Source organism: Streptomyces sp. NPDC005752 (assembly GCF_040630715.1).
Classification (GTDB): domain Bacteria; phylum Actinomycetota; class Actinomycetes; order Streptomycetales; family Streptomycetaceae; genus Streptomyces.
The window spans coordinates 22,174-48,364 of record NZ_JBEXYB010000007.1; the positions used below are offsets into that span (position 1 = coordinate 22,174).

The 26,191-nt window shown below is 71.1% G+C and carries 25 protein-coding genes; 8 read left to right on the plus strand and 17 right to left on the minus strand.

All coding sequences use genetic code 11. From position 1 onward, the window contains the following. The first annotated feature begins 3 nt into the window (after nt 1-3). Nucleotides 4-714: a two-component system response regulator CseB gene (gene cseB, locus ABZ441_RS08095; protein ID WP_358969656.1), complete on the plus strand. Its 711-nt coding sequence runs from the start codon at nt 4-6 to the stop codon at nt 712-714. Further along, entirely contained in the window at nt 711-2,039 is a 1,329-nt protein-coding gene (cseC, locus tag ABZ441_RS08100) for a two-component system sensor histidine kinase CseC (protein ID WP_358969658.1), read from the plus strand. The genes cseB and cseC overlap by 4 nt, the downstream gene beginning before the upstream one ends. Nucleotides 2,040-2,105: 66 nt before the next feature. On the opposite strand, the gene ABZ441_RS08105 is transcribed toward cseC, so the two are convergent. Continuing rightward, nucleotides 2,106-3,698 (minus strand): MDR family MFS transporter, encoded by a 1,593-nt coding sequence (locus ABZ441_RS08105; protein ID WP_358969660.1) that lies wholly within the window; start codon nt 3,696-3,698, stop codon nt 2,106-2,108. 135 nt (nt 3,699-3,833) lie between these two features. On the opposite strand from ABZ441_RS08105, the gene ABZ441_RS08110 reads away from it, so the two are divergent. After that, nucleotides 3,834-4,418 (plus strand): helix-turn-helix domain-containing protein, encoded by a 585-nt coding sequence (locus ABZ441_RS08110; RefSeq protein ID WP_358969662.1) that lies wholly within the window; start codon nt 3,834-3,836, stop codon nt 4,416-4,418. Between the two features lie 22 nt (nt 4,419-4,440). On the opposite strand, the gene ABZ441_RS08115 is transcribed toward ABZ441_RS08110, so the two are convergent. Then, nucleotides 4,441-5,154, minus strand: a complete 714-nt coding sequence (locus ABZ441_RS08115; RefSeq protein ID WP_358969664.1) for a M23 family metallopeptidase — start codon at nt 5,152-5,154, stop codon at nt 4,441-4,443. A 1,245-nt stretch (nt 5,155-6,399) separates the two neighbouring features. Further along, complete coding sequence (locus ABZ441_RS08120) at nt 6,400-8,925, minus strand: ATP-dependent Clp protease ATP-binding subunit (protein ID WP_205018796.1); 2,526 nt, start codon at nt 8,923-8,925, stop codon at nt 6,400-6,402. A gap of 428 nt (nt 8,926-9,353) precedes the next feature. Between ABZ441_RS08120 and ABZ441_RS08125 the strand changes: the two genes are divergently transcribed. Further along, on the plus strand, nt 9,354-9,938 hold the full coding sequence (locus ABZ441_RS08125) for an SCO3374 family protein (protein WP_358969667.1): 585 nt from the start codon (nt 9,354-9,356) through the stop codon (nt 9,936-9,938). On the opposite strand, the gene ABZ441_RS08130 is transcribed toward ABZ441_RS08125, so the two are convergent. The 10 genes from ABZ441_RS08130 to ABZ441_RS08175 form a co-directional block, all read right to left on the minus strand. Further along, the gene (locus tag ABZ441_RS08130) at nt 9,917-10,252 is read right to left on the minus strand and encodes an Lsr2 family protein (RefSeq protein WP_205018798.1); all 336 of its coding nucleotides are present in this window, start codon (nt 10,250-10,252) and stop codon (nt 9,917-9,919) included. The genes ABZ441_RS08125 and ABZ441_RS08130 overlap by 22 nt on opposite strands. Nucleotides 10,253-10,397: 145 nt before the next feature. After that, nucleotides 10,398-10,895 (minus strand): amino-acid N-acetyltransferase, encoded by a 498-nt coding sequence (locus tag ABZ441_RS08135; protein WP_078597586.1) that lies wholly within the window; start codon nt 10,893-10,895, stop codon nt 10,398-10,400. A 129-nt stretch (nt 10,896-11,024) separates the two neighbouring features. Beyond that, nucleotides 11,025-11,459: a BlaI/MecI/CopY family transcriptional regulator gene (locus ABZ441_RS08140; protein ID WP_358969668.1), complete on the minus strand. Its 435-nt coding sequence runs from the start codon at nt 11,457-11,459 to the stop codon at nt 11,025-11,027. 102 nt (nt 11,460-11,561) lie between these two features. Beyond that, entirely contained in the window at nt 11,562-11,741 is a 180-nt protein-coding gene (locus ABZ441_RS08145) for a hypothetical protein (RefSeq protein ID WP_205018800.1), read from the minus strand. A gap of 68 nt (nt 11,742-11,809) precedes the next feature. After that, nucleotides 11,810-12,406: a hypothetical protein gene (locus tag ABZ441_RS08150; protein WP_358969946.1), complete on the minus strand. Its 597-nt coding sequence runs from the start codon at nt 12,404-12,406 to the stop codon at nt 11,810-11,812. 139 nt (nt 12,407-12,545) lie between these two features. Next, nucleotides 12,546-13,343 carry a type III pantothenate kinase gene (locus ABZ441_RS08155; RefSeq protein ID WP_031091045.1) on the minus strand — a complete coding sequence of 266 codons (798 nt, stop codon included), beginning with the start codon at nt 13,341-13,343 and terminating at the stop codon, nt 12,546-12,548. Further along, nucleotides 13,343-14,392, minus strand: a complete 1,050-nt coding sequence (nadC, locus tag ABZ441_RS08160) for a carboxylating nicotinate-nucleotide diphosphorylase (protein WP_358969671.1) — start codon at nt 14,390-14,392, stop codon at nt 13,343-13,345. The genes ABZ441_RS08155 and nadC overlap by 1 nt, the downstream gene beginning before the upstream one ends. A 2-nt stretch (nt 14,393-14,394) precedes the next feature. Continuing rightward, on the minus strand, nt 14,395-16,179 hold the full coding sequence (locus ABZ441_RS08165; protein WP_358969673.1) for an L-aspartate oxidase: 1,785 nt from the start codon (nt 16,177-16,179) through the stop codon (nt 14,395-14,397). Then, on the minus strand, nt 16,176-17,189 hold the full coding sequence (panC, locus tag ABZ441_RS08170) for a pantoate--beta-alanine ligase (RefSeq protein WP_358969675.1): 1,014 nt from the start codon (nt 17,187-17,189) through the stop codon (nt 16,176-16,178). The genes ABZ441_RS08165 and panC overlap by 4 nt, the downstream gene beginning before the upstream one ends. Next, complete coding sequence (locus ABZ441_RS08175) at nt 17,186-18,160, minus strand: DUF2520 domain-containing protein (RefSeq protein WP_358969676.1); 975 nt, start codon at nt 18,158-18,160, stop codon at nt 17,186-17,188. Before ABZ441_RS08175 ends, panC begins: the two co-directional genes overlap by 4 nt. A 165-nt stretch (nt 18,161-18,325) precedes the next feature. On the opposite strand from ABZ441_RS08175, the gene ABZ441_RS08180 reads away from it, so the two are divergent. Then, nucleotides 18,326-19,471 (plus strand): beta-eliminating lyase-related protein, encoded by a 1,146-nt coding sequence (locus tag ABZ441_RS08180; protein ID WP_358969678.1) that lies wholly within the window; start codon nt 18,326-18,328, stop codon nt 19,469-19,471. Between the two features lie 71 nt (nt 19,472-19,542). On the opposite strand, the gene ABZ441_RS08185 is transcribed toward ABZ441_RS08180, so the two are convergent. After that, complete coding sequence (locus ABZ441_RS08185) at nt 19,543-19,701, minus strand: hypothetical protein (protein WP_358969680.1); 159 nt, start codon at nt 19,699-19,701, stop codon at nt 19,543-19,545. A 103-nt stretch (nt 19,702-19,804) separates the two neighbouring features. Between ABZ441_RS08185 and ABZ441_RS08190 the strand changes: the two genes are divergently transcribed. After that, nucleotides 19,805-20,905 (plus strand): DUF5937 family protein, encoded by a 1,101-nt coding sequence (locus ABZ441_RS08190; protein WP_358969948.1) that lies wholly within the window; start codon nt 19,805-19,807, stop codon nt 20,903-20,905. Between the two features lie 26 nt (nt 20,906-20,931). Here ABZ441_RS08190 and ABZ441_RS08195 read toward each other — a convergent pair whose 3' ends face one another. Both ABZ441_RS08195 and ABZ441_RS08200 read right to left on the minus strand, forming a co-directional pair. After that, nucleotides 20,932-21,603: a response regulator transcription factor gene (locus ABZ441_RS08195; RefSeq protein WP_358969682.1), complete on the minus strand. Its 672-nt coding sequence runs from the start codon at nt 21,601-21,603 to the stop codon at nt 20,932-20,934. A 17-nt stretch (nt 21,604-21,620) separates the two neighbouring features. Continuing rightward, complete coding sequence (locus tag ABZ441_RS08200; protein WP_358969684.1) at nt 21,621-22,829, minus strand: sensor histidine kinase; 1,209 nt, start codon at nt 22,827-22,829, stop codon at nt 21,621-21,623. A 96-nt stretch (nt 22,830-22,925) separates the two neighbouring features. On the opposite strand from ABZ441_RS08200, the gene ABZ441_RS08205 reads away from it, so the two are divergent. Together ABZ441_RS08205 and ABZ441_RS08210 are read left to right on the plus strand one after the other, a co-directional pair. Next, the gene (locus ABZ441_RS08205; RefSeq protein ID WP_358969685.1) at nt 22,926-23,927 is read left to right on the plus strand and encodes an SAM-dependent methyltransferase; all 1,002 of its coding nucleotides are present in this window, start codon (nt 22,926-22,928) and stop codon (nt 23,925-23,927) included. Further along, nucleotides 23,924-25,066, plus strand: a complete 1,143-nt coding sequence (locus tag ABZ441_RS08210; protein ID WP_358969687.1) for an NADH-quinone oxidoreductase subunit D — start codon at nt 23,924-23,926, stop codon at nt 25,064-25,066. Before ABZ441_RS08205 ends, ABZ441_RS08210 begins: the two co-directional genes overlap by 4 nt. A 34-nt stretch (nt 25,067-25,100) precedes the next feature. On the opposite strand, the gene ABZ441_RS08215 is transcribed toward ABZ441_RS08210, so the two are convergent. After that, entirely contained in the window at nt 25,101-26,123 is a 1,023-nt protein-coding gene (locus ABZ441_RS08215) for a hypothetical protein (RefSeq protein WP_358969689.1), read from the minus strand. Nucleotides 26,124-26,191: the final 68 nt, after the last annotated feature.

Here is a 26,191-nt window from a genome sequence, read left to right on the forward strand (position 1 = left end):
CGCATGGCCGAGACCCATGTCCTCTTCGTCGAGGACGACGACGTCATCCGCGAGGCCACCCAGCTCGCCCTGGAGCGGGTCGGCTTCACGGTCACCGCGGTGCCCGACGGCCTGCTGGGTCTGGAGGCGTTCCGGACGGACCGTCCGGACATCGCGCTGCTGGACGTCATGGTGCCGGGCCTGGACGGGGTCAGCCTCTGCCGGCGCATCCGCGACGAGTCGACCGTTCCCGTGATCATGCTGTCGGCACGGGCCGACGCGATCGACGTGGTCCTCGGCCTGGAGGCCGGGGCCGACGACTACGTCACCAAGCCGTTCGACGGTGCGGTGCTCGTCGCCCGCATCCGCGCCGTGCTGCGGCGCTTCGGCCACGCGGCGGGTACGGGCGGAACACCCGCCGGGAACGGCGGGGAGCCGGACGTGCCGAGCGGGGTGCTCGTCTTCGGCGACGTGGAGATCGACACCGAGGGCATGGAGGTGAGCCGGGCGGGCGCGCACGTGGGTCTGACACCGACGGAGATGCGGCTGCTGCTCGAATTCTCCTCGGCGCCCGGCACGGTGCTCTCCCGGGACAGGCTCCTGGAGCGGGTCTGGGACTACGGCTGGGGCGGGGACACCCGTGTCGTCGACGTCCATGTACAGCGGCTGCGCACCAAGATCGGGCAGGACCGGATCGAGACGGTCCGCGGCTTCGGCTACAAGCTGCGCGCATGAGGCGGCTGGCGCTGCGGACCGGTGTCCGCTGGAAGATCAGCATCGCGATCGCCGCCGTCGGCGCGCTCATCGCCCTCGCGCTGAGCCTCGTCGTCCACAACGCGGCCCGCGTCTCGATGCTGGAGAACGCGCGTGAGGTGCAGCTGGAGCGGCTGCTGTTCGCCCAGCGGCTGTACGAGGCGACGAACACGCAGAAACCGTTGCCGAAGTTCGGAGCCAAGATCAACGATCCGTCGCTGCCGGCGAGCCTGCGCGACCAGACCCGCGAGAACCGGCGCGCCACCCACGTCGACGAGAACGCGGACGGGGTACCGGACGTCTGGGCGGCCGTCCCGCTCGCCAACGGCGACGTCCTGTCCCTGCACACCCGCTTCGCCGACCGCAGCACCACGATCATGGGCGACCTCGACCGGGCGCTGGTCATCGGCTCGGTCTCGGTCGTCTTCGGCGGCTGCGCACTGGGCGTCCTGATCGGCGGCCAGCTGTCCAGGAGGCTGCGCAAGGCGGCGGCAGCGGCCGGCAAGGTCGCCCAGGGCAACACGGAGGTACGCGTGCGGGAGGCCGTCGGCGGGGTCGTACGGGACGAAACCGATGAGCTCGCCCGGGCCGTGGACGCGCTCACCGACGCGCTGAACGAGCGCATCGAGGCGGAACGCCGGGTCACCGCGGACATCGCCCACGAACTGCGCACCCCGGTGACAGGGCTGCTCACCGCGGCCGAGCTGCTGCCCCCGGGGCGGCCCACGGAGCTCGTACGGGACCGGGCCCAGGCGATGCGGACGCTGGTCGAGGACGTCCTGGAGGTGGCCAGACTGGACAGCGCCTCGGAGCGGGCCGAGCTGCAGGAGCTGCAGCTCGGCGAGTTCGTGAGCCGGCGGATCCGGCTGCTGGACCCCGAGATCACGGTGCGGGTGGTGCACGAGTCCTGGGTCTCCTCCGACCCACGGCGGCTGGAACGCGTCCTGGGCAATCTGCTGGGCAACGCCGCCAAGCACGGGGCCGGACCGGTCGAGGTCACGGTCGAGGGCCGGGTGGTGCGGGTCCGCGATCACGGGCCCGGTTTCCCCGAGGCACTGCTGCGGGAGGGGCCGAGCCGCTTCCGTACGGGCAGCAGTGACCGGGCCGGTCGCGGTCACGGTCTGGGGCTGACCATCGCCGCGGGGCAGGCACGGGTCCTCGGGGCCAGGCTGACGTTCCGCAACGCGGGCCCCGTCGGCGACTTGGGCGGCGGCACGGGCGGGGCGGTCGCCGTGCTGTGGCTGCCCGAACACGCGCCGACGAACACCGGCAGCTTTCCCGTCCTGCGGCAGGCGGGAACGGACTGAGGGAGGAAAGGGGTGGGCCCCGGAGACGTCGTGCCGTCTCCGGGGCCCACCCGCGCCAGTGGCGGTTCAGACGGCCTGCGCCTTCTTGGCCGCGGCCAGGGAGGACGCCGTGCCGTCGCCGTCCCCCTCCGACGACGCGGTCGGCTTCACCGTGCCGCGCAACGGGACCTCCTTGACGAACAACGCCGCCACCAGGGACACCACCGCGACGGAGCCGCCCACCAGGAAGGCGATGTGCGTCCCCGAGGCCACGGCGTACTCGTACGCCTCACGAGCGGCGTCCGGCAGCTTCGCCAGGCTCGTGGCGTCCAGCTGCGCGGACTGCTCCATCGCTCCACCGCCTCCGCGCGCCGCCATCTCGTCCTGCACCCGCCCGGTGAACAGCGCACCCATGATCGCGACGCCGAAGGAGCTGCCCAGCGTGCGGAAGAGGGTGGTCGCGGACGAGGCGACGCCCATGTCCTTGAGCTCGACGCTGTTCTGGGCGACGAGCATCGTGATCTGCATCAGGAAGCCCATGCCTGCGCCCAGCACCGCCATGTAGACGCCGGAGGTGAAGCGTGTGGTGGCGGTGTCCATGGTGGCCAGCAGGAACAGCCCCGCGACCATCAGGACGCTGCCCAGGATCGGGAAGATCTTGTACTTGCCTGTGCTCGTGGTGATCCGCCCCGCGACGAGCGAGACGATCATCATCGAGAGCAGCATCGGCAGGAGCAGCAGGCCGGAGTTGGTCGCGGTCGCCCCCTGGACGGACTGCTGGTAGAGCGGGAGGAAGAGCACCGCTCCGAACATCACGAAGCCGGCCATGAAGCCGATCACCGACATGAGACTGAAGTTGAGGTTGCGGAAGATGTGCAGCGGCATGATCGGTTCGGCCGCCCTCGTCTCGACGAAGAGGAAGCCGACGAGCGAGGCCACGCCGAGCGCGATGAGCTCCATGATCACGGCCGAGTCCCAGGCGTACTCCGTACCGCCCCAGGTGGTCACCAGCACGATCGCGGTGATGCCCACGGTGAGGAGCGCGGCGCCCAGGTAGTCGACCCTGGCCGTCGACCGCTTTTTGACGGGCAGGTGCAGCACCGCGGTGACCATGGCGAGTGCGACCGCGCCCAGCGGCAGATTGATGTAGAAGCTCCAGCGCCAGCCCAGGTGGTCGGTGATCGCTCCGCCGACGAGCGGTCCGCCGATCATGGCGACAGCCATGACGCCGGCCATCATGCCCTGGTACTTGCCCCGCTCCCGCGGCGGCACCAGGTCACCGAGGATCGCCATGACGCCGACCATCAGGCCGCCCGCGCCGAGGCCCTGGATCGCACGGAACCCGATCAGCTGGCCCATGTCCTGGGCCATTCCGCTCAGCACCGAGCCGATCAGGAAGATCACGATGGCCGTGAGGAAGATGCCCTTGCGTCCGTAGAGGTCACCGAGCTTGCCCCAGATGGGGGTGGAGGCCGCCGTGGCGAGGGTGTAGGCCGTCACCACCCAGGACAGGTGCTCCATGCCGCCCAGATCACCGACGATCGTCGGCATGGCGGTGCCGACGATGAGGTTGTCGAGCATGGCCAGCAGCATCGTGATCATCAGAGCGAGGACCACCACCCTGACGCTGCGCCCCTGTGGCCCGGCCGAGGTGGCCGTCGCCTTCTTCAGTTCCGTCATGCCGTGTTCCCCTGATCCCCTGAATGCCTGGTCTGCCACCGACCCGGCACTTACTTGCCGCCCGGCTAGTTGGCTACACTGAGGAAAGTAGACCCGTAACTAGCCGGGCGTCAAGTAAGTTCTTTGGAGAGTCGCATGGGCAGCACGCCGCAGCAGCGCCGGGGCAACACCCGCCAGCGCATTCAGGACGTCGCCCTGGAACTCTTCGCCGAGCAGGGGTACGAGAAGACCTCGCTCCGCGAGATCGCCGAGCAGCTGCAGGTCACCAAGGCGGCGCTGTACTACCACTTCAAGACCAAGGAAGACATCCTCACCAGCATTTTCGACGACCTGAACCGGCCGGTCGAGGAGATCCTGGAGTGGGGCAAGGAGCAGCCGCGGACCCTGGAGACCAAGAAGGAGATCCTGGTCCGCTACAGCGAGGCCCTGCGGGCCGCCGCGCCGCTCTTCGTCTTCATGCAGGAGAACCAGGCGACGGTACGCGAGCTGAGCATCGGCCACACCATGAAGAGCAGGGTCGTCGCCCTGGTGGACCTGATCAAGGACCCCGAGGCCCCGCTGACCGACCAGGTGCGCTGCTTCACCGCGCTCTTCGCGATGCACGCCGGAATGCTGGCTCTCAGAGACGCCGAAGGCGACCCCGAGGAGAAGCGCGAGGCTGCTCTCGAGGTCGCCTTCGAACTGGTGACCAAGGCCCATGACCCGGGGCCCACCGCCTGACCCGGCGGCTGCGGGATGTGCGTCAGATGTGGACGTGCACGGACTTCAGGTACGACACCGGGTCGAGCGCGGAACCGTAGTTGGGCGAGTTCCGGATCTCGAAGTGCAGGTGCGGGCCGCTGGAGTTTCCGGTGTTGCCGGAGAGGGCTATCTTGTCGCCCGTCTTCACGCGGTCGCCGATCTTGACGTCGATCTTGGACAGGTGCGCGTACTGCGAGTACTTGCCGTTGGCGTGCTTGATCACGATCGCGTTGCCGTACGCGGGACCGTCGCCGCCGCCGTTCGGGCCGGCCTTGACGACGCGGCCGGAGTGCGCGGCCTCGACCTTGGTGCCGATCGGGACCGCGAAGTCCTGACCGGAGTGCTTGCTGGCCCAGCGGTCGCCGCCCGTGCCGTAGGTGGCGCTCAGCTCGTAGTGGCTGACCGGGGCCTCCCACGAAGCGGCCTTCTTCTTGGCCGCGGCCTTCTTCTTTGCGGCCGCCTTCTTCTTGGCGTCGGCCTTCTCGGCCTTGTCCGCCTTCGCCTTCTCGGCGGCCTTGCCCTGGGCGGTCGCCTGCAGGGCGACGGAGTCGGCGGCGGTCGCGGCGGCGCGGGCCGCGGTGTCCGTCGTGCCGGACGCGAACGCCGCGCCCGCACCGAACACCATCGACGCACCCAGGCCGGCGGCCACGACGGCGCCACTGACGCGGGACATGGACGGGCGGCGGGAGTGCTGGAACGTAACGCGCTTCGACATACGGGAGAACCTCCGGGGTGACTGGGACCCGGTGCTCGACCGGGCTTGCTCCACCTTGGTAACCCGCACCCCCGGCAACGCCCAAACCACCCATCTACGATCAAAAGCCGTAGTCGGGGGGTCGGGAATTCGGTGCGTCACCCGGGCCGCCGACCGATGATGATCTTGCGGGGATTTTCGGTGATCCGGGTTTAGCCCCTGTTCCAGAGTCACCCTCCCGGGACGGGGGCCAGAAAAGGCGGCATATCGCCCTTAAGCGCCGAAAGTCTCGTCGGGGCGGGTCCAAGGTCCCGGGGCCGGTCACCCCCACTTCTCCTAAGACGCGTAGTTGGCCTCCGAGAGCCTGTGCGCCTTGTCACCGGCGGTGGGCCGGAAGCCTGTCCGTTTCGGGACCTTCGGCACCGTGGGCCGTCACCGCGCGGAACCGGCGTTCGACGGCGGTGCGTCAGGGGTCTCGCTCGGGCGACGGAGGCCCGGCGTCCGCGCGGACCGGCCACACCTCGGCGCCCCGCGCAGGTCCGGCTGCGTCGCCGGGGAGGCTCCTGGCGGGGCGCGGCTCCCGTGAGGGCGGGGCAGCCCTCTCAGCTCCCGAGAGCGCCCTGAGCCCGGGTCCGGTGGTGCGGCGCCACGACGGGAAGGCCGGTATGACGTCCGGAGGGTGGAGGCCCGAGTACGCCACGGCGGACTCGGGCGGTGACGTCCCCTGCCCGGCCGGGCCCGAGGCGGTGACGTCCCCTGCCCGGCCGGGCCCGAGGCGGTGACGTCCCCTGCCCGCCGGGCCCGTACACGCCGGCCTGACGGCGGTCCGGCCCCAGCGCCCCTGCCGGTCAGCACGGCGGGCCGATCACGGCCAGGGAACTGCTGCTCGGCACGGCACGACAGATCCTGCGGCAGCACGGTGACACCCAGCCCGCAGCCGCAGCCGCATGACACGGGCATCACGGCAGCACGGCGACACAGCGACACAGCGACACAGCAGCAGCCGGGCAGTTACGGCAGCAGGCGGATCGTGTGCGGCCCGCCAGCGCGCCTGCCGTGGCCCCCGGCCGGGGCCGCGTCGGGCCGTGCCCGCACCGGGCACAGCCGCCTCGCCTCCCCGGCAGAGGGACACCGGGCCCGTGCGCTCCTCGCCGGGCCGGGTCCGGACTCGGCGGCCCCGGACCCGGCCCCGCGAACGGAAGAAGGGGCTGCCCCGGACCGTGGCCGGTCCGGGGCAGCCCCTTCAACGCTCAGGCGCTACGCGCCCTACGCTTCCTTCGTCAGGTTCGGACCGCCGCCCGCTGCCTGCTCGATCGGCGGGACGTCGGGCAGTGCCGACTTCTCCTCACCGCGGAACGAGAACTTCTTCTCGTCCCCTTCGCCCTCGGTGCCCACGACCACGATGTGACCGGGACGCAGCTCGCCGAAGAGGATCTTCTCGGAGAGGATGTCCTCGATCTCGCGCTGGATCGTCCGGCGCAGCGGCCGGGCGCCCATCACGGGGTCGTAGCCCTTCTTCGCCAGGAGCGACTTGGCCTCGGCACTGAGCTCGATGCCCATGTCGCGGTCCTTGAGGCGCTCATCCACCTTGTCGACCATCAGGTCGACGATCTGGATGATGTCTTCCTCGGTGAGCTGGTGGAAGACCACCGTGTCGTCGACACGGTTGAGGAACTCGGGCCGGAAGTGCTGCTTGAGCTCTTCGTTGACCTTGACCTTCATCCGCTCGTAGTTCGTCTTGACGTCGCCCTGAGCCGCGAAGCCCAGGTTGAAGCCCTTGGAGATGTCCCTGGTCCCGAGGTTGGTCGTCATGATGATGACCGTGTTCTTGAAGTCCACGACCCGACCCTGGGAGTCGGTCAGACGACCGTCCTCCAGAATCTGGAGCAGGGAATTGAAGATGTCGGGGTGGGCCTTCTCGACCTCGTCGAAGAGGACGACGGAGAACGGCTTGCGGCGCACCTTCTCGGTGAGCTGGCCACCCTCTTCGTAACCCACATAACCGGGGGGCGAGCCGAAGAGGCGGGAAACCGTGTGCTTCTCGCTGAACTCCGACATGTCGAGGGAGATCAGCGCGTCCTCGTCACCGAAGAGGAATTCGGCGAGCGTCTTCGAGAGCTCCGTCTTACCGACACCGGACGGGCCGGCGAAGATGAACGAGCCACCGGGGCGCTTCGGGTCCTTCAGACCGGCTCGCGTACGACGGATCGCCTGCGAGAGGGCCTTGATGGCGTCCTTCTGGCCGATGACGCGCTTGTGGAGCTCGTCCTCCATGCGCAGCAGACGCGAGGACTCCTCCTCCGTCAGCTTGAAGACCGGGATACCGGTGGAGGCTGCCAGGACCTCGGCGATGAGCTCGCCGTCGACCTCGGCGACGACGTCCATGTCGCCGGCCTTCCACTCCTTCTCCCGCTTGGCCTTCGCCGCCAGCAGCTGCTTCTCCTTGTCGCGGAGCGAAGCTGCCTTCTCGAAGTCCTGGGAGTCGATCGCCGACTCCTTGTCGCGGCGGACGCCCGCGATCTTCTCGTCGAACTCGCGGAGGTCCGGCGGCGCGGTCATCCGGCGGATACGCATCCGGGAACCGGCCTCGTCGATCAGGTCGATCGCCTTGTCCGGCAGGAAGCGGTCCGAGATGTAGCGGTCGGCCAGGGTGGCGGCCTGGACCAGCGCCTCGTCCGTGATGGAGACCCTGTGGTGGGCCTCGTAACGGTCACGCAGACCCTTGAGGATCTCGATGGTGTGCGGCAGCGTCGGCTCCGCGACCTGGATGGGCTGGAAGCGGCGCTCGAGCGCGGCGTCCTTCTCCAGGTGCTTGCGGTACTCGTCGAGCGTCGTGGCGCCGATGGTCTGGAGCTCGCCCCGCGCCAGCATGGGCTTGAGGATGCTCGCCGCGTCGATCGCGCCCTCGGCGGCACCCGCACCCACCAGGGTGTGGAGCTCGTCGATGAACAGGATGATGTCGCCGCGGGTGCGGATCTCCTTCAGGACCTTCTTCAGGCGCTCCTCGAAGTCACCTCGGTAGCGGGAACCCGCCACCAGGGCGCCGAGGTCAAGGGTGTAGAGGTGCTTGTCCTTGAGGGTCTCGGGCACCTCGCCCTTGACGATGGCCTGGGCCAGGCCCTCGACGACCGCCGTCTTGCCGACGCCGGGCTCGCCGATGAGAACCGGGTTGTTCTTCGTACGGCGGGACAGCACCTGCATGACCCGCTCGATCTCCTTCTCGCGCCCGATGACCGGGTCGAGCTTGGATTCGCGAGCGGCCTGGGTGAGATTCCGGCCGAACTGGTCGAGCACCAGGGACGTGGAGGGTGTGCCCTCCGCGGGGCCGCCCGCTGTGGCGGCCTCCTTGCCTCCCGAGTACCCGGAGAGCAGCTGGATGACCTGCTGCCGCACCCGGTTCAGGTCGGCACCCAGCTTCACGAGGACCTGGGCGGCGACGCCCTCGCCCTCGCGGATCAGGCCGAGCAGGATGTGCTCGGTGCCGATGTAGTTGTGGCCGAGCTGAAGTGCCTCGCGGAGCGACAGCTCCAGGACCTTCTTGGCCCGGGGAGTGAAGGGGATGTGTCCGGACGGGGCCTGCTGGCCCTGACCGATGATCTCCTCCACCTGCTGGCGGACCGCCTCGAGCGAAATCCCGAGGCTCTCCAGGGCCTTAGCGGCGACACCCTCACCCTCGTGGATCAGGCCCAGGAGGATGTGCTCGGTGCCGATGTAGTTGTGGTTGAGCATCCGGGCTTCTTCCTGAGCCAGGACGACAACCCGCCGCGCGCGGTCGGTGAACCTCTCGAACATCGTTAATCGCTCCTCAGAGCGGTCAGGCAGTAAGGGGTCGGTCCCCTCCCTGTCCTTCCGCAGCTTAGTCCCGCAAGCGGGGACCGCTCATTTCAACTGCCGACACCCGCGAAGGCCTCCTGCCCCGAACGCCGACAACTGCTCCAACCCGATGGTGCGAGACGATGTTCCCGCAGGCCAGGCAGATAGCCCTTTCGCCAGTACGCCGATGGCGAACGTGAGACGTTTTTGCCCGCGTGTCGCCCCTTCCCACTAGGCATGTCTTACCCGCACTCACTGACAGTCCATGCGGCGCACCCCTGTTTCCTCCGCTACGGGCGAACAACTTCGCGCCGCCGGACGCTTCCGCACGCCCCCGCCATGGACACGCAGAGGATTCGATCACGAACGGTGCGTAACCTCACGGGTGTTTCGGCGGTTCATCGGACATGGCCACCCTCGTCCCGCCTCCCCGCTCGTCGAAGGAATCCGACGACCGCGCGCAGTGGTACGCCCGCGAGCTCGGCTGGGCCACGGCAGGTACGGCGCCCGTGCGGTTACCGACCGGGCTGAGCTTCGACGTGCTCGAGCTGCCCGCCGCGGCAGGCCACGCGGCGCTGCGTCGGATCGGACGCGCCGGCCCGGTGGCACTGGAGGGTCGGCGGATGCGGCTGCTGGTGGCCGCGGGCACCGCCGACGAGCTGCCGGGACTGCTCGCCTGGCTGGAGTGGGGCGGAATCGCCCTCGACCTGTCGGCGATCGGCAGCGGCGGGCACATCACGGCTCCCGTACCGCCGGGCAGGACGGCGGGCTCGCCGGGGGCCGCGTTCTGGCTGCGGCCCCCCGGATCGCGCAAGGAGGCGGAACGGACGCTCCCGGCCCTGGGCGGCCTCGGGAGCAGGGGTGGGGATGCTCCCGATCTCGTACGACTCGTGGACGCGGCGGCGACGGAATGCCACCGTGCCAGGCTGGCGCATGCCAGGACGTGCCTGTGGACCCATCGGCCGACAGGTCAGCCGTTGGCCTTCTCGTAAGCCTCACGGATCTCCGCGGGAACGCGGCCGCGGTCATTCACGTTGTGGCCGTTCTCTCGCGCCCACCTACGGATCTCGGCCGTGTCCTTGTTGCCACCGGTAACCGCGCGGCCCTTGCCACGACCCGTGGCGGCACGGCCACCGGTGCGACGCCCACTCTTGGTGTACGGCTCGAGAAGGCCGCGCAGCTTGTCCGCGTTGGCCGTGGTGAGGTCGATCTCGTACGTCTTGCCGTCCAGAGCGAACGTCACGGTCTCGTCCGCCTCGCCGCCGTCGAGGTCATCAACAAGAAGGACCTGAACCTTCTGTGCCACCGGATTTCCTTTCATCGAAAAATTGAGTACGCGGAAAGGAAACCGCTTTTCTCCGGAAAACACAAACCCCCGGGAGAGGTTCAGGCGCACAAGAGCACGGGAAACATGCGCGATTCGGACATAGGGTTCCGGCGACTTCAGCCGTTCACAGGTGCAGAAGCATCCGGCTGTTGCCCAAGGTGTTCGGCTTCACTCGTTCGAGACCCAGGAACTCTGCGACACCCTCGTCATAGGAACGCAGCAGCTCGCTGTAGACATCTCCGTCGACCGGAGTCTCCCCGATCTCCGTGAAGCCGTGCGCGGCGAAGAAGTCGACTTCGAACGTGAGGCAGAAAACTCGGCGGACACCGAGCCAGCGCGCGGTCTGCAAGAGCTTGTCCAGGACCTGGTGTCCCACTCCGGCGCCCTTGATGCCGTGATCCACGGCGAGAGTACGGACTTCGGCGAGGTCTTCCCACATCACGTGCAGTGCGCCGCAGCCGATGACTCGGGCGTCCTCGTCGCGTTCGGCCACCCAGAACTCCTGGATGTCCTCGTAAAGGGTCACCGTCGCTTTGTCGAGCAGGATGCCTTCGGAGACGTAGCCGTCGAGGAGCCCGCGTACGGACGCGACATCGCTGGTCCTGGCGCGGCGGACGGTGATGGCCGGTTTATTTACCGACGGGCCGGTATGAACATCTGCGCGAGATCGGGTTTCCGGTCGGCTATGGGCTCCGGTTTGCGACTCGGTACGGTGCTCGGTTTGCGGCTGCTCTGAGGACATCCCCCGACGCTATCGCCCGCTCTCCGGCGGTGCTTCATCGGCCGCGGTCCCGTCATCGGGACGACTCCCGGCCGGTTCGGGGAAGGTCGGCGAGACGACGCGGATCGCATCCCGGAGAGCCTCGCGCTGCTCTGCGGACATCATGCCGAAGAAGGCGACCAGCGCCGCCGCGGGGTTGTCACTCTGCGACCAGGCTTCGTTCATCAGTGCGGCCGAGTATGCGGCGCGGGTGGAGACCGCCGTATATCGATATGCCCGGCCGTCCACTTCCCGGCGCACCCAGCCCTTCTGATGGAGATTGTCCATTACCGTCATCACGGTCGTGTAGGCGATGGACCGCTCCCGCTGAAGATCCTCGAGAACTTCCCGCACGGTGACCGGGCGGTTCCATTGCCAGACCCGTGTCATCACGGCGTCTTCCAGCTCTCCCAATTGGCGAGGCACAGCATCACCTTAGTGCTATATGTCCGGGAATGGGATAATTCAGGGATGGCAAAAGGGCGCACAGCTCCGGAGAAGCCGTGCGCCCTTCGTGCTCGGTCCGGGTCAGACGCCCTCGGGCCGCGGAACCTGCTTGACCGATTCGGCACGGGCGAGCGCCGCGTCCACGGCGGCGTCCTCCTTGGCCTTGTTCGGCCCGCCCTGGCTCTTGATGATCGTCCTGACGAGGCCGATGAAGAAGACGGCCATCACCACGGGGGGAACGAGCGCGGATACGTAGTCCATGCCGTCCAGGGTAGCGAGCCCGGCATTCCGGCCACTCCCGGGCACCCCTCCTCCGGACCCAGGACCGCTCAGGAGACGGCGCGCTCCTCGGGCGGGGGCGCCGGCGCGGGCCTGCGCCGGGGCGGGAAGACCTCGGACGGCTTGGGCATCGGGCGCTCGCCCGGGGCCGCCGGGCGAGCCGGCACGGCGGGCTTCGACGGGACCTTCGGCCGCTCGGGCTCCTTGGCCGCCGACAGGCCCCCGGGGAGGGCCAGCAGCCTGCTGCGCGGTGCGGGCGCCGTGACGGACACGGCACGGCCGGCGAGACGAGCCCGCACCGAGCGCTCGGCAAGCACCTGGCAGCGCTCCAGCAGGGCCGCGGCGACCGGCCCCGCACGCTGGGCGCGCAGGGCGGCGAGGTCGTCGGGGCGCGGGTCGTAGCCGGCCGCGAGGGCGTCCTGGAGGAGCTCCAGATAGCCACTGAGCGAGCCGGGGAGCGCGTCGCGGTAGCGGGCGAGATCGGCGAGGAGGAAGGTGCGCAGCCGACCCGCCTCGCTCACCGCCTCGTCCACCGCGCCCGCGAGGCGCAGGCAGTCCTGGACATCCTCTTCCGGCAGGGGCGTGGGGTGGAGGGCGTTGGCGAGAGCGCGTCGGAGCACCCGGAGCTCGTCCGCGCTGAACGCCATGCCGCCGCGTGATCCGTAGGGCGTGGGCATGACGCGACAATACGTGCTAAATGGACAAAATCCGCTTAACTAACCGCTCGGCGGCGCGGCGTCGGGCGCCGGGCCGCCGAGTCGTTCCCGCAGGTGGCTACGGGCGCGTCTACATCCTGGCGATGTTGCGCTCGTAGACGAGGCGCAGCCCGATGAGCGTCAGCCAGGGTTCGTGCTCGTCGATGACGGAGGACTCACCCAACACCATCGGAGCAAGGCCCCCGGTCGCGATGACGGTGACCTCGTCGGGATCGGCCGCCAGCTCCTTCTTCATGCGCTCGACCACGCCGTCGATCTGACCGGCGAAGCCGTACACGATGCCTGACTGCATGGCCTCGACGGTGTTCTTGCCGATCACACTGCGGGGCCGCGCCAGCTCGATCTTGCGGAGCTGGGCGCCCTTCACTCCAAGGGCCTCGACGGAGATCTCGATGCCCGGCGCGATCACCCCGCCCGTGTACTCACCCCGCGCGGAGACCGCGTCGAAGGTCGTGGCCGTGCCGAGGTCGACGACGATGGCGGGGCCGCCGTAGAGCTCGACGGCGGCGACCGCGTTGATAATGCGGTCCGCGCCGACCTCCTTCGGGTTGTCCGTGAGGACCGGCACGCCCGTCTTGACGCCCGGCTCCACGAGGACCGCCGGGACGTCGCCGTAGTAGCGGCGGGTGACCTCGCGGAGCTCGTGCAGAACGGCGGGGACGGTCGAACAGATCGCGATGCCCTCGATCCCGTCGCCGAGTTCGACACCGAGCAGCGGGTGCATGCCCATCAGGCCCTGGAGGAGGACGGCCAGCTCGTCGGCGGTGCGGCGGGCGTCGGTGGAGATCCGCCAGTGCTCGACGATCTCCTCGCCGTCGAACAGGCCGAGGACGGTGTGGGAGTTGCCGACGTCGATGGTGAGCAGCATCAGGCGCCGGCCCCGTACGTCTCCGCCGCGGTGTCACGGAAGTCCAGGCCGATGTCGAGGATCGGCGAGGAGTGCGTCAGGGCGCCGACGGCCAGGTAGTCCACGCCGGCCTCGGCGTAGGCGCGGGCGGAGTCGAGGGACAGCCGGCCCGAGGACTCCAGCACCGCACGGCCACCGACGAGGGCGACCGCCTCGGCCGTCGCCGACGGCGTGAAGTTGTCCAGCAGGATGAGGTCGGCACCCGCGTCGAGCACTTCGCGGACCTGCTCCAGGGTGTCGACCTCGACCTCGATCGCGAGCTCCGGAAACGTCTTCCTGACCCGTGTGAACGCCTCGGCGACGCCGCCCGCCGCGATGACGTGGTTGTCCTTGACCAGCGCCGCGTCCACGAGCGACATCCGGTGGTTGACCCCGCCTCCGCAACGCACCGCGTACTTCTCCAGCGCGCGCAGCCCCGGAGTGGTCTTCCGGGTGTCCCGGACCTTCGCCTTCGTGCCTTCGAGCACATCGGCCCAGGCGCGGGTCGCGGTCGCGATCCCGGAGAGCCTGCAGAGCAGGTTGAGCGCGCTGCGCTCGCCGGTGAGCAGGTCGCGGGTGCGGGTGGTGACCGTCAGCAGCTTCTGTCCGGGGACGACGGGGTCGCCGTCCTCGACGTGGCGCTCGACCTCGAACTCGTCGGTGCAGACGATGGACAGGACGGCCTCGGCGACACGCAGACCCGCAACGACGCCTGCCTCACGCGCGGTGAAGTCACCGGTGGCGACGGAGTCCTCCGGGACGGTCGCCACGGTGGTGACGTCCTCGCCCCCGTCCAGGTCCTCCTCGATCGCGACGTGGGCGATGTCCTCGACCTGCACCGGGTCCAGTCCGGCGTCGGCCAGGAGCTGGGCCAGGGCAGGGTCGAGACCGCACTCCAGGCCGTCGGGGTCGTAACCGTCGCCGCAGCCGCAGCCGTCGCCGCAGCCGCCCCCGGATTCGGCGGGTACGCCGATGTGGATCAGCGGTACGTCCACGGGTGTGGGGCGCGGATTCTCTTCGGGCGTGCTCACGGTTACGGCTCCTCGGGGGCGTCGGCGGGGTTGGTGCGGGGACTGCCGGACGGTTCGGACAGCGCTGTGTCTGCGGAGTCTGCCGGGTCTCCGGGACGTACGGGCGGGAACGCGGCACTGTCCGTCGTGCGGACGACGGGCGGCTCGCCGGGGGCGGTACGGACGACTAGGTGGCGGCGCCACGCGGTGTCGTCGCGGTCAGGGCGGTCCTCGCGCCAGTGGCAGCCGCGGGTCTCCTCCCGCGCACGGGCGGCGGCGACCAGCACCCGTGACACGAGGAGCAGATTCGTGGCCTCCCACGCCTCCACCCCTGGCACGGCGTCCTTCGGACCGTCCTCCCCGGCGGCGTCCGCGGCACGCTGCAGCTCCTCCAGCTCACCGGCCGCGGCCGCCAGGCTGTCGGCGGAGCGGACGACCCCCGCGCCCTTGGTCATGATCCGCTGGATCGCCGTCCGGGACTCCGCCGTGAGCAGCGGGACGGTGTGGGTTGCGGCCGCGTCCGCCACGGGCGTGCGCCGGGGGGCGTCCCCGGAGCCGGTCCGGGGCCCGCCCACGATGTCGGCCGCGATGCGCTCGGCGAAGACCAGGCCCTCCAGGAGGGAGTTGGACGCCAGCCGGTTCGCACCGTGCACACCCGTGCAGGCGACCTCGCCGCAGGCGTACAGGCCGGGGACCGTCGTACGGCCGCGGAGGTCCGTACGCACACCGCCCGAGGCGTAGTGCGCGGCGGGGGCCACCGGTATCGGCTGCGTGACGGGATCGATGCCGTGCGAGCGGCAGGCGGCGAGGATCGTCGGGAAGCGCTGCTCCCACATCTCGGCACCGAAGTGGCGCGCGTCGAGGTACATGTGCTCGGCGCCCAGCAGGTGCATCCGGCGGGTGATGGCCTTGGCGACGATGTCGCGCGGCGCCAGTTCGGCCAGCTCGTGCTGCCCGAGCATGAAGCGGGTGCCGGAGGCGTCGACGAGATGGGCGCCCTCGCCCCTTACCGCTTCGGACACCAGCGGCTGCTGGCCCTCGGAACCGGCGCCCAGAAACAGGACGGTCGGATGGAATTGGACGAACTCCAGGTCCGACACCTCCGCGCCCGCCCGCAGCGCGAGCGCCACCCCGTCGCCCGTGGAGACCGGCGGGTTGGTGGTGGCGGAGAAGACCTGGCCCATGCCGCCGGTGGCGAGCACCACGGCCGGGGCGCGGACGGCGCCGACCCCGTCGTGCTGCCCCTCGCCCATGACGTGCAGGGTGACGCCCTCGGTACGGCCTTCGGCGTCCGTGAGCAGGTCCAGGACCAACGCGTTCTCGATGGTGCGCAGGGCGGCCGAGCGGACCGCCTCGACCAGGGCACGGGAGATCTCGGCACCCGTCGCGTCGCCGCCCGCGTGCGCGATGCGGCGGCGGTGGTGGCCGCCCTCGCGGGTCAGCGCGATCGCCCCGGTGTCGGTGGTGTCGAAGTGCGCGCCGGTGTCGATCAGTCTGCGTACGGCGCCGGGGCCCTCCGAGACCAGGGTGCGCACGGCGGTCTCGTCGCACAGGCCGGCCCCGGCGACCAGGGTGTCGTCGAGGTGCTGCTCGGGGGTGTCGCCCTCGCCGAGCGCGGCTGCGATGCCGCCCTGGGCCCAGCGGGTCGAGCCGTCGTCGAGACGGGCCTTGGTGACGACGACGGTCGCGAGGCCCGCCGCGGCACAGCGCAGTGCTGTGGTGAGACCTGCCACGCCGGAGCCGACCACGACCACGTCCGCGTCGATGGCCCAGCCGGGGGCGGGTGCGTTCAGCCGTATGCCGGTCATGTGAGGGCTCCGAGGGTCAGCGGGATGTTGTCGATCAGGCGGGTGGCTCCCACCCGCGCCGCGACGGCGAGGACCACCTCACCGCTGACACGGCCGTCGGGGACCTCGGTGAAGTCCGCCGGGTCCACGAGCGCCACGTAGTCCAGGGCGAGGGGCACCTCTTCCCCGGCCGCCTCGTCCAGGACGGATCGTGCGGCGGCCAGCACCGCGGCGGGCACGACGGTCGGCCGGGCGAGCGCCACGGCCTGCGTGTCGGCGGCCGCACGGGCCTCTCCCAGCCGGTTGAGTGCGGCGGCCCGGCCCCCACGGTCCGGGACCGTCCGGGCGCGGGCGTGGAGCGTCTGCTGAGCGGCCAGCCGGTCGCGTGCGGCGAACAGGGCCCGGGGCAGGGCCAGCGCGGTCCGGCGCTCCTCGGCGGAGAGGAAGCGGTTACGGCTCGAGAGGGCGAGACCGTCCGGATCGCGGACGGTCGGCACCGCGACGATGTCGATGCCGAAGTTGAGGTCGCGCACCATGCGGCGGACCAGTGCCAGCTGCTGGGCGTCCTTCTGGCCGAAGAACGCCGCGTCCGGCCGGGTGAGGTGGAGGAGCTTGGCCACGACGGTGAGCATGCCGTCGAAGTGCCCGGGGCGGGCGGCTCCTTCCAGTCGCTCGCCCATGGGCCCCGCGGTGATCCTGACCTGGGGCTCACCGCCGGGATAGACCTCGTCGGCGGAGGGGGCGAAGACCGCGTCGGCGCCCGCCTCGGAGGCGACGGCGAGGTCGGCGTCGAGAGTGCGGGGATAACGGTCGAGATCGGCGGCCTCGCCGAACTGGAGCGGGTTGACGAAGACGGTGACCACGACCTGCCCGCCCGGTCCCGCGGCGGCCCGCGCGGCGCGGATCAGGGTGGCGTGGCCGTCGTGGAGCGCGCCCATCGTCATCACGACGGAGCGGCGCGCCCCGGCGGACCGGCCGAGGGCGTTCAGCTCGGCGGTGGAGCGCAGCAGGGTGGCGGGTGCGGTGTTCATCGCTTCTCCCCCGGTCCGGACTCGTCCGGGCCGTGTCTTCCGTTCGTTCCGGCCACGGCGCCGCTGTCGGACAGGACGCCGAGGAGATCCTCAGCGAACTCCGGCTTGAGCAGGCCGTGGTCCAGCGCCCGGTCAGCCGTGGCGCGCGCCATGGCGAGGTATCCGGCCACCGTCTGCGGGGCGTGCGCCCGCAGCTCCCGGATGTGCGCGGACACCGTCCCCGCGTCGCCCCGGGCGACGGGGCCGGTCAGCGCCGCGTCACCGGAGCGCAGGGCGTTGTCGAGCGCGGCCCCGAGCAGAGGGCCGAGCATCCGGTCGGGAGCGCCCACGCCCGCCTGGCGGAGCAGGTCCATCGACTGCGCGACGAGGGTGACCAGGTGGTTCGCTCCCAGGGCGAGTGCCGCGTGGTAGAGCGGCCTGGACTCCTCGGCGATCCATTCGGGCTCACCGCCCATCTCGATGACGAGCGCCTCGGCGGCGAGCCTGAGCTCCTCGGGGGCGGTGACCCCGAAGGAGCAGCCGGCCAGCCGCTGGACGTCGACCGAGCTGCCGGTGAAGGTCATCGCCGGATGCAGGGCGAGGGGGAGGGCGCCTGCCCGCAGCGCGGGGTCGAGCACCTTCGTCCCGTACCGCCCGGAGGTGTGGACGAGCAGCTGGCCCGGCCGCACGGCGCCGGTCTCGGCGAGACCTTCGGCCAGACCGGGCAGCGCGTCGTCGGGGACGGTCAGCAGCACGAGCTCGGCGCGTGCGAGGACCTCGGCGGGGGTGACCAGGGGGACGTCGGGGAGCAGTGCTGCTGCCCGGCGCACCGATGCGTCGGAGACACCCGACACCGCGACCGGGCGGTGCCCGGCGAGCTGCAGGGCGGCGGCGAGGGCGGGGCCGACCCGGCCGGCGCCGACGACGCCGACGGTGAGGCGGGCGGGGCGGTCCCTCGCGTCGAGGGCTTCCTTGGAGATTGATGCGTTCACGCGGCTACGGCCTTCCGTTCCAGTCCGCGGGGGGTACCGGACGACTTCTCTGCATGCTACGCCAGCGTTTCGGCATGCCCACCGGCCGTCCACATCCTGTGGATAACTTCTGACGCCGGAGAAATCCGGGTGTGCGGCGCCTGTGGCCCGGGCGATGATCGTCCCATGGGAAACACCGACGAGCAGAAGCAACGGCACCGTGCACTGACCGCGTGGAAGGGGTCGACGAAGGTGCTGGCACGGATGTCCGCGAACCACACACTGGCCGAACGGCTGGCCGCACTGGCCGCCGACGCCGGCACGGTCCACGACCTGGACGATTGGACGGATCTGTACGGCGACGGGGTCGTCGCCGAGGTGGAGCGGCGCACGGCGGAACTGCTGGGCATGGAGGCCGCCGCGTTCTTCCCGACCGGGACGATGGCCCAGCAGATCGCGCTGCGGTGCTGGGCGGGGCGCACGGGCAGTCCGGTCGTGGCCCTGCATCCGCTCTCCCACCCGGAGGTGCACGAGCGCGGCGCGCTCGCGTCGGTGAGCGGGCTGCGCACGGTGCACCCGACGACCGCGCCCCGGCAGGCGACCGCGGAGGAGGTCCGGGACCTCCCCGAACCGTTCGGCACCCTGATGCTGGAGTTGCCGCTCCGGGACGCCGGCTTCGTCCTGCCCTCCTGGGAGGAGCTGGAGGCCGTCGTGGCCGCCGCGCGGGAGCGGGACGCGGTGGTGCACCTGGACGGAGCGCGCCTCTGGGAGTGCGCCTCGCACTTCGGGCGCGGCCTGCCGGAGATCGCGGCACTCGCCGACAGCGTGTACGTGTCGTTCTACAAGTCCCTGGACGGCCTGTCCGGAGCGGTGCTGGCCGGCCCCGAGTCGCTCGTCGAGGAGGCGAGGACCTGGCGCCACCGGTACGGCGGCCAAATCTTCCAGCAGTACCCGGCGGCCCTGTCCGCCCTGCTCGGCCTGGAGCGGGAGCTGCCGAGGCTGCCGTCCTACGTGGCACAGGCGAAGACGGTCGCCGGGGCACTGGCGGAGGGCTTCGCCGGGTTGGCGGTGCCATGGTTCCGGGTTCACCCCGAGCCGCCCCACACACACCAGTTCCACGTGTGGCTGCCGTACGCCGCGGACGTGCTGGACGAGGCATCGGTGCGGCAGGCCGAGGAGACGGGCGTAACCCTCTTCCGCCACTGGTCCCCGGCTCCGGCGGGACCGCCCGGGCTCTCGTTCACCGAGGTCACGGTGGCGGCGCCGGGGCTGGAGTGGACGGCCGACGACGTACGGGACGCGGTGTCGGACTTCGTGGGGCGACTGGCCTGAAGCCCTTCGGGGACTCAAGCGTCCGGAGCGCCTGCGTCACGGGCGCCGCGGACTTCCGGCGCGCGGCCGCTTCAGGGGAGGGGCGGCCGGTGTGCGGCCGTCCAGGCGCGGATACGCCTTCGGATCATGCGCAGGATCTCCCGGTCATGTGAACCGGGCAGCGGGGGCGGCCCCTCACCGTGCTGCGCGGCCCGGCAGCTGTCGAGCATGTGCTGCTGAACGATGTCCATGCATCCAGCGTGACCCCGGACCGGCGGGCACGCCCGTGGATTGACGGCCCCCGTCAAGTGGAACCCGCTGCCGCCCCCGCACCCGCACCATGGAGCGGTGAGCGTGCATATCGACATCGCGGGCCTGCCCCCCGAGCGCATAGTTTTCGAGACCTCTCCCCTGGCGGAGCTGGGACTCGCCCTTCACGCGCTCTCCGAGCCCGGGCACCACCCGGGCCTGCACGGCTGGGCGACGGCGACCTCCGCGGCCCTCGAGCCGGACCTCGCGGACCGGCTGCACGAGGCGGGGTTCCTGTGGCGGACCACGTTCTCGGACATCTTCATGCCGTTCGCCGGTGTACGCGGCGGAGACGGCAGGACCGGTTCGACCCTCGCCGAGGACCTGGACGTCCTGGACAGGCTCGACGACGAGCGGTTCGTCTCGGCCGCGCTGGAGTTCACCTGCTCGAGCCTGTACGGGACGGGGGCGCCCTCCCCGCTCGCCGACGCCGGGATGCGGGCCCGCGCGCTCGACATGGCAGCCGCCCGGGGACCGAGGCAGGTGGACTTCACCCGTGAGCTCCTGGCCGACCCCGCCTCCGTACGCGGCTGGGTCCGGCGTCTCCTCGAGGACTGCGACCAGGCGTTCTTCGCAGACACCTGGCGGCGGGCCCAGGTCCAGCTGGCGGCGGACGCCCGGCACAAGACCGAGGTGCTGCGGCGCAAGGGGGTCGGCGCGGCCCTCGGCGCGGTCTCCGCCGCCCTGTCGCTGGACGAGGAGACCGGCAGGATCAGCGCCGACAAGCTGACCGAGGCGACGGCATCGGCGACGGGCACCGGTCTGACCCTCATCCCGACCAGTTTCGGCTGGCCGCACCTGACGGTGCTGCACGCCCCCGGCTGGCGTCCCGTGATCGTCTACCCGGTGCACCGCCCCGAGCTGCCCTCCCCCGCCTCCGTCGAGCTGCTCCAGCTCCGGATGGAGGCCCTGGCCCACCCCCTGCGGATGCGGATCTGCCGCAACCTGGCCCGCTCCCCCTACACCACCGGGGAGCTCGCCGGTTCGCACGGCATCACGTCCCCCGAGGTCTCCCGCCACCTGGCGGTGCTCAAGAAGGCGGGCCTGGTCACCACCCGCCGGCGCGGCCGGTACGTCCTGCACTCGCTGGACCTGACGGTGGTGGCACGCCTGGGCAGCGACTTCCTGGAGGGCGTCCTGCGGTGACCTCCGGCGGCCGCGTGGCCTGGGGGTCAGCCCGTTCCGCCGGCCCTGACCAGCCCGGTCTCGTACGCGAGGACGACCACCTGGACGCGGTCGCGCAGGCCCAGCTTGGTGAGGATGCGGCCCACGTGGGTCTTCACGGTCGCCTCGGACAGCACCAGGCGGCCCGCGATCTCGCCGTTCGACAGACCCTGGGCGACCAGCAGCATCACCTCGCGCTCACGACCGGTCAGCTTCTCGATGTGCTTGTGCTCCGGCTCCTTCCTGCCGCTCGGCAGCATCGGCGAGAACCGGTCGAGCAGCCTGCGGGTCGTGGAGGGCGCCACGACGGCGTCGCCGCTGTGAACCGAGCGGATGGCGGAGAGAAGCTCGCCGGGCGGGACGTCCTTGAGCATGAAGCCGCTGGCGCCCGCCTTCAGACCGGAGAACGCGTACTCGTCCAGGTCGAACGTGGTCAGGATCAGCACCTTGGGCGGATCGGTCCGCGCGCGGATGCGCCGGGTCGCCTCGACACCGTCCAGCCGTGGCATGCGTACGTCCATCAGCACCACGTCGACGGCCGTGGAGCGCAGGACCTCGACCGCCTCGGCCCCGTCGCCCGCCTCCGCGACGACCTCCATGTCCGGCTGGGCGGCGAGCACCATCCTGAATCCGGTGCGCAGCAGCACCTGGTCGTCCACGAGCATTACGCGGATCGCCATGGGTTCCCGTCCTTCGGTCACTGGTTGGCCGGCTTGAGCGGAAGCAGGGCGCTGATCCGGAAGCCGCCGCCCTGGCGCGGGCCCGCGTCCAGCGTGCCGCCGACCATGCCGACCCGCTCGCGCATGCCGATCATCCCCTGTCCCGCGCCGTCGGCCCCGCCGTCCTCGTAGAGCTCGTGCGGTGAGCCGCGGCCGTCGTCCTCGACCAGCAGGCCCAGCCCGTCGTCGAAGTAGACCAGCCGTACGCTCGCGCCGGCGTCCGGGCCGCCGTGCTTCCGGGTGTTGGTGAGCGCCTCCTGGACGATGCGGTACGCGGTCAGCTCGACCCCGCTCGGCAGTGGACGCGGTGTGCCCTCGATCCTGAAGTCGACCGCGAGGCCGGTCTCCCTGACCTTGCCGACGAGTTCCTCGATCTGCTGGACATCGGGCTGGGGGACGTACTCCCCGCTCTCCTCGGCATCTCCGGTCCTCAGCACGCCGAGAAGCCGCCGCATCTCGGCGAGTGCCTGGCGGCCGGTGCCAGAGATCGTCTCCAGCGCCTGCCGGGCCTGGTCGGGGGACGAGTCCATGACATACGCGGCGCCGTCGGCCTGGACCACCATCACCGAGACGTTGTGCGCGACGACGTCGTGCAGTTCGCGGGCGATACGGGCCCGTTCGGCGGCGACGGCGACCTTCGACTGCGCCTCGCGCTCCCGCTCCAGCCGGGCGGCCCGCTCCTCCAGCTGGCTGAAGTAGGCCCGCCGGGTGCGTATGGAGTCGCCGAGCACCCAGGCCAGGACGAAGGGCACGGTCATGATGACGACATAGCCCAGCGTCTGCGCCCAGCCGCCGTAAGGCGCTTCGTCGGGCCAGCGCAGACGTGAGATCCCCGCCGCGACCAGGCTGCACCCGAGGGCCAGCCGGGACGCCCGGCGCTCCCCCACCGTGGCCACGGTGTACGTGATCACCAGCATGGCGAAGTCCGCCACGTCCGGCCGCACTCCGAGCAGCAGCTGCGCGAGACCCATCACGATGGCGAGCAGCAGCATCCTCTCCGGCACACGGCGGCGCAGCGCGACCACGACGGACAGACCGACGGCGATCGGCACCCCGGCGACGCGCTCCAGCCCGGCACCGGCCTGGTCGGTCACGATGGACACGCCGGAGAACCCGAGGAGGAGGACAGCCCAGAGGATGTCGACGCCCGTCGGGTGTCTGCGGATGAAATCGTAGAAGCGCTGCACGTCACCCAGCGTAGGGACACCTGATCGGTGCCCGGGTCAGCCGAAGGTTCGATCCGGGTCCTGGGACCGTACTCCCCAAGGTGGAGACTTGCCCACGTGACGGATGACTGGTGCCGCTGGCGGGAAGCCGCCGAGACCGCTTTGTACGGGGAAGAGGGGTTCTACCTTCGCTCCGAGGGCCCCGGAGGCCATTTCCGCACCTCGGTGCACGCCTCCCCGCTGTTCGCCACCGCGGTCGCCCGGCTGCTGGCCGGCACGGCGCGGGAGCTCGGCACCGACTCGGTCGCCCTGGTGGACGTGGGCGCGGGCCGCGGCGAACTGCTGACCGGGGTGCTCGAGGCCCTGCGGGACAAAACCCTGGCCCCCGGCCTCACCGTACGGCCGTACGCCGTGGAGCTCGCCCCGCGCCCGCCCGGCCTGGACCCGGCCGTCGAGTGGTGTGCCGAACTCCCGCAGGGCGTGCGGGGACTGCTGTTCGCCAACGAGTGGCTGGACAACGTCCCGACGGACATCGCGGAGGCCGACGCGGACGGGACTGCCCGTTACGTCCTCGTACGGAGGGCCGACGGCGCCGAGCGGCTCGGTGATCCGGTGACCGGGGCGGACGCCCGGTGGCTGAGCCGCTGGTGGCCGCTGTCCCGGCCCGGTGACCGCGCGGAGATCGGCCGGCCCCGCGACGAGGCCTGGGCACGGGCCGTCGCCTCGCTCGCCGGCGGGACCGCGGTGGCGGTGGACTACGCGCATGTGAGGGCGTCACGGCCGCCGTTCGGGACGCTGACCGGATTCCGTGCCGGCCGTGAGGTGCCGCCGGTCCCCGACGGGAGTTGCGACCTGACCTCGCACGTGGCGCTCGACGCCTGCGCGGCGGCAGCCGACGGCGTGGCCGGGCTCCTGGACCAGCGGACGGCGCTGCGGGAACTGGGTGTCAGCGGCGAACGACCGCCGCTGGCACAGGCGTCGGCCGATCCCGCGGGCTATGTGCGGGCGCTCGCGTCGGCCGGGGAGGCCGCGGAGCTCACGGCGCGGGGCGGGCTGGGCGACTTCGGCTGGCTGCGGCATCGGGTCCCGGACCGTGAAGGGGGATACTGTCCGGCATGACGGAGACGACGATCGGCATCGGCGGCGCGGCGGAGAGCACCGACATGGTGCTGAACATCGGTCCCCAGCACCCCTCCACCCACGGTGTGCTCCGCCTGAAGCTCGTCCTGGACGGCGAGCGGATCCAGCAGGCCGAGCCCGTCATCGGCTACATGCACCGAGGCGCCGAGAAGCTCTTCGAGGCCAGGGACTACCGGCAGATCATCATGCTCGCCAACCGCCACGACTGGCTGTCGGCCTTCTCCAACGAGCTCGGCGTGGTCATGGCCGTCGAGCGGATGCTCGGCATGGAGGTACCCGAGCGCGCCGTCTGGACGAGGACGCTGCTGGCGGAGCTGAACCGGGTCCTCAACCATCTGATGTTCCTCGGCTCCTACCCGCTCGAACTCGGTGGGATCACCCCGATGTTCCACGCGTTCCGGGAGCGCGAGGAACTCCAGGCCGTCATGGAGGAGGTCTCCGGCGGCCGGATGCACTACATGTTCAACCGGGTGGGCGGCCTCAAGGAGGACCTGCCGGCGGGCTGGCTCGGCCGGGCCGGGGACGCCGTGGCGTCGGTGCGCTCGCGGATGGACGTGTACGACGGGCTGGTGCTCGGCAACGAGATCTTCCGGGGCCGCACCCGAGGGGTGGGTGTCCTGTCCCCCGAGGCTGTGCACGCGTACGGGGTGTCCGGACCGATCGCCCGGGCCTCCGGCGTCGACTTCGACCTGCGGCGCGACGAGCCGTATCTCGCGTACGGGGAACTGCGGGACACCCTCGAGGTCGTCACCCGGACCGAGGGCGACTGCCTGGCACGCTTCGAGTGCCTGCTGGAGCAGACGCACAACGCGCTGGACCTCGCCGACGCCTGCCTGGACCGGATGGCGGGACTGGAGCCCGGGCCCATCAACCAGCGGCTGCCCAAGGTGCTCAAGGCCCCCGAAGGCCACACCTACGCGTGGACCGAGAACCCGCTGGGCGTCAACGGCTACTACCTGGTGTCGACGGGCGAGAAGACGCCGTACCGGCTGAAGCTGCGCTCTGCCTCGTTCAACAACATCCAGGCACTCACCGAGCTCCTGCCGGGGACGCTCGTCTCCGACATGGTGGCGATCCTGGGCTCGCTCTTCTTCGTCGTCGGGGACATCGACAAGTAGCCGCGGCCCACGGGCCCGGCCCGGGACCGTGCGTCTACGACGAGACCGCACTCCGCAGTCCGACGACGTCCAACTGCTCGGTCTCGTCGTGCGCCGTCAGATCGATGACCTTGCCGACGGCGCGGTTCTCGGCCGAGCCCGTGCGGTGCGCCGCCAGCGCCTCCTCGCCCACCACGTCCGCGAGGTCCTCGTTCTGCACGGACTCGATCGCGGCGTCCGCCTTCTGCGTGCCGAAGAAGTCGAAGCTGCCCTGCGGGACGAGATGACGGCGCGCGGCGGCGTACGGGACGACGGCGGACGCCGCGGCGGCGGCCCGGGGCGTGCGTACGGGAGACAGCTTCGGTGCGGTGAGGGCGGTCTGCTGACGGCGGTGCTGGAGATCACCCGCTCCGGCGACCGCCGCGTGCTTCCCCTTCGGGCCGTCGCCCTCCGGGTCCCGTTCGGCGGACCGCTCCGCGATGTCGCGCTGCCGCGCCACCTCGGCCGTGCGGCGCGCCTCCTGGAGCGCGGCATTGCGGCTCAGGTCGCGCAGGGCCTGGGCCGCCCGAAGATACGCGCCCGGCGTCGGAGTGGACCGCGCGGGCAGGAGCTCACGCGGGGCGGACGCCTCGATGGCGAGCTGCCTGCGGCCCTCCAGCGCACTGGCCCGCTCCGTCTCGGCGTTGGCGTACCGGCGCAGCAGCGCGGCGTGTTCGCCCCGCAGCCCGGCGAGCTCCACGCGCTTGCGGCGCAGCTTGGTCTCCAGCCGGGTGCGCAGTTCCCGTGATTCCTCGAGGTCCGCCTCGAGTTCGGCTATGCGCTCCTCGGTCTTCCACTCGTCGCTGGTCCGGGCACGGGTCAGCTCCGCGACGCGCAGCCCGGCGGCCCGGTCCCAGCTGCGCATCATCCAGGCGCCGGTGACGGCGGCGGCCGCGGTCACGGCGACCAGGGCGCGCAGGGGCAGAGGATCCGCGAGGAGCCAGGCGCCGACGGCGCAGACGACCGGAACTCCGGCCACCACGGCGGGGGGCAGGATTCTGTGGAGCGGCGGCGAATGGCGGTGGCGTCCTCGTGGCATGGCCCGAAATTTACCGTGCGTACGGGTCACGTGGGAGGCCGCCCGGCAATCTGTTCCCCGCCGGTTAC

Bases quoted from the DNA above. Each gene is read 5' to 3' on its own strand.
- ABZ441_RS08105 (WP_358969660.1), bottom strand. From the start codon at position 3,698: ATGACGGAACTGAAGAAGGCGACGGCCACCTCGGCCGGGCCACAGGGG.
- ABZ441_RS08215 (WP_358969689.1), bottom strand. From the start codon at position 26,123: ATGCCACGAGGACGCCACCGCCATTCGCCGCCGCTCCACAGAATCCTG.
- ABZ441_RS08165 (WP_358969673.1), bottom strand. From the start codon at position 16,179: ATGACCGGCATACGGCTGAACGCACCCGCCCCCGGCTGGGCCATCGAC.
- ABZ441_RS08210 (WP_358969687.1), top strand. From the start codon at position 23,924: ATGACGGAGACGACGATCGGCATCGGCGGCGCGGCGGAGAGCACCGAC.
- ABZ441_RS08155 (WP_031091045.1), bottom strand. From the start codon at position 13,343: ATGCTGCTCACCATCGACGTCGGCAACTCCCACACCGTCCTCGGCCTG.
- ABZ441_RS08145 (WP_205018800.1), bottom strand. From the start codon at position 11,741: ATGGACTACGTATCCGCGCTCGTTCCCCCCGTGGTGATGGCCGTCTTC.
- cseB (WP_358969656.1), top strand. From the start codon at position 4: ATGGCCGAGACCCATGTCCTCTTCGTCGAGGACGACGACGTCATCCGC.
- ABZ441_RS08125 (WP_358969667.1), top strand. From the start codon at position 9,354: ATGGCCACCCTCGTCCCGCCTCCCCGCTCGTCGAAGGAATCCGACGAC.
- ABZ441_RS08120 (WP_205018796.1), bottom strand. From the start codon at position 8,925: ATGTTCGAGAGGTTCACCGACCGCGCGCGGCGGGTTGTCGTCCTGGCT.
- panC (WP_358969675.1), bottom strand. From the start codon at position 17,189: ATGAACACCGCACCCGCCACCCTGCTGCGCTCCACCGCCGAGCTGAAC.
- ABZ441_RS08180 (WP_358969678.1), top strand. From the start codon at position 18,326: ATGGGAAACACCGACGAGCAGAAGCAACGGCACCGTGCACTGACCGCG.
- ABZ441_RS08115 (WP_358969664.1), bottom strand. From the start codon at position 5,154: ATGTCGAAGCGCGTTACGTTCCAGCACTCCCGCCGCCCGTCCATGTCC.
- cseC (WP_358969658.1), top strand. From the start codon at position 711: ATGAGGCGGCTGGCGCTGCGGACCGGTGTCCGCTGGAAGATCAGCATC.
- ABZ441_RS08150 (WP_358969946.1), bottom strand. From the start codon at position 12,406: ATGGCGTTCAGCGCGGACGAGCTCCGGGTGCTCCGACGCGCTCTCGCC.
- ABZ441_RS08195 (WP_358969682.1), bottom strand. From the start codon at position 21,603: ATGGCGATCCGCGTAATGCTCGTGGACGACCAGGTGCTGCTGCGCACC.
- ABZ441_RS08185 (WP_358969680.1), bottom strand. From the start codon at position 19,701: ATGGACATCGTTCAGCAGCACATGCTCGACAGCTGCCGGGCCGCGCAG.
- ABZ441_RS08110 (WP_358969662.1), top strand. From the start codon at position 3,834: ATGGGCAGCACGCCGCAGCAGCGCCGGGGCAACACCCGCCAGCGCATT.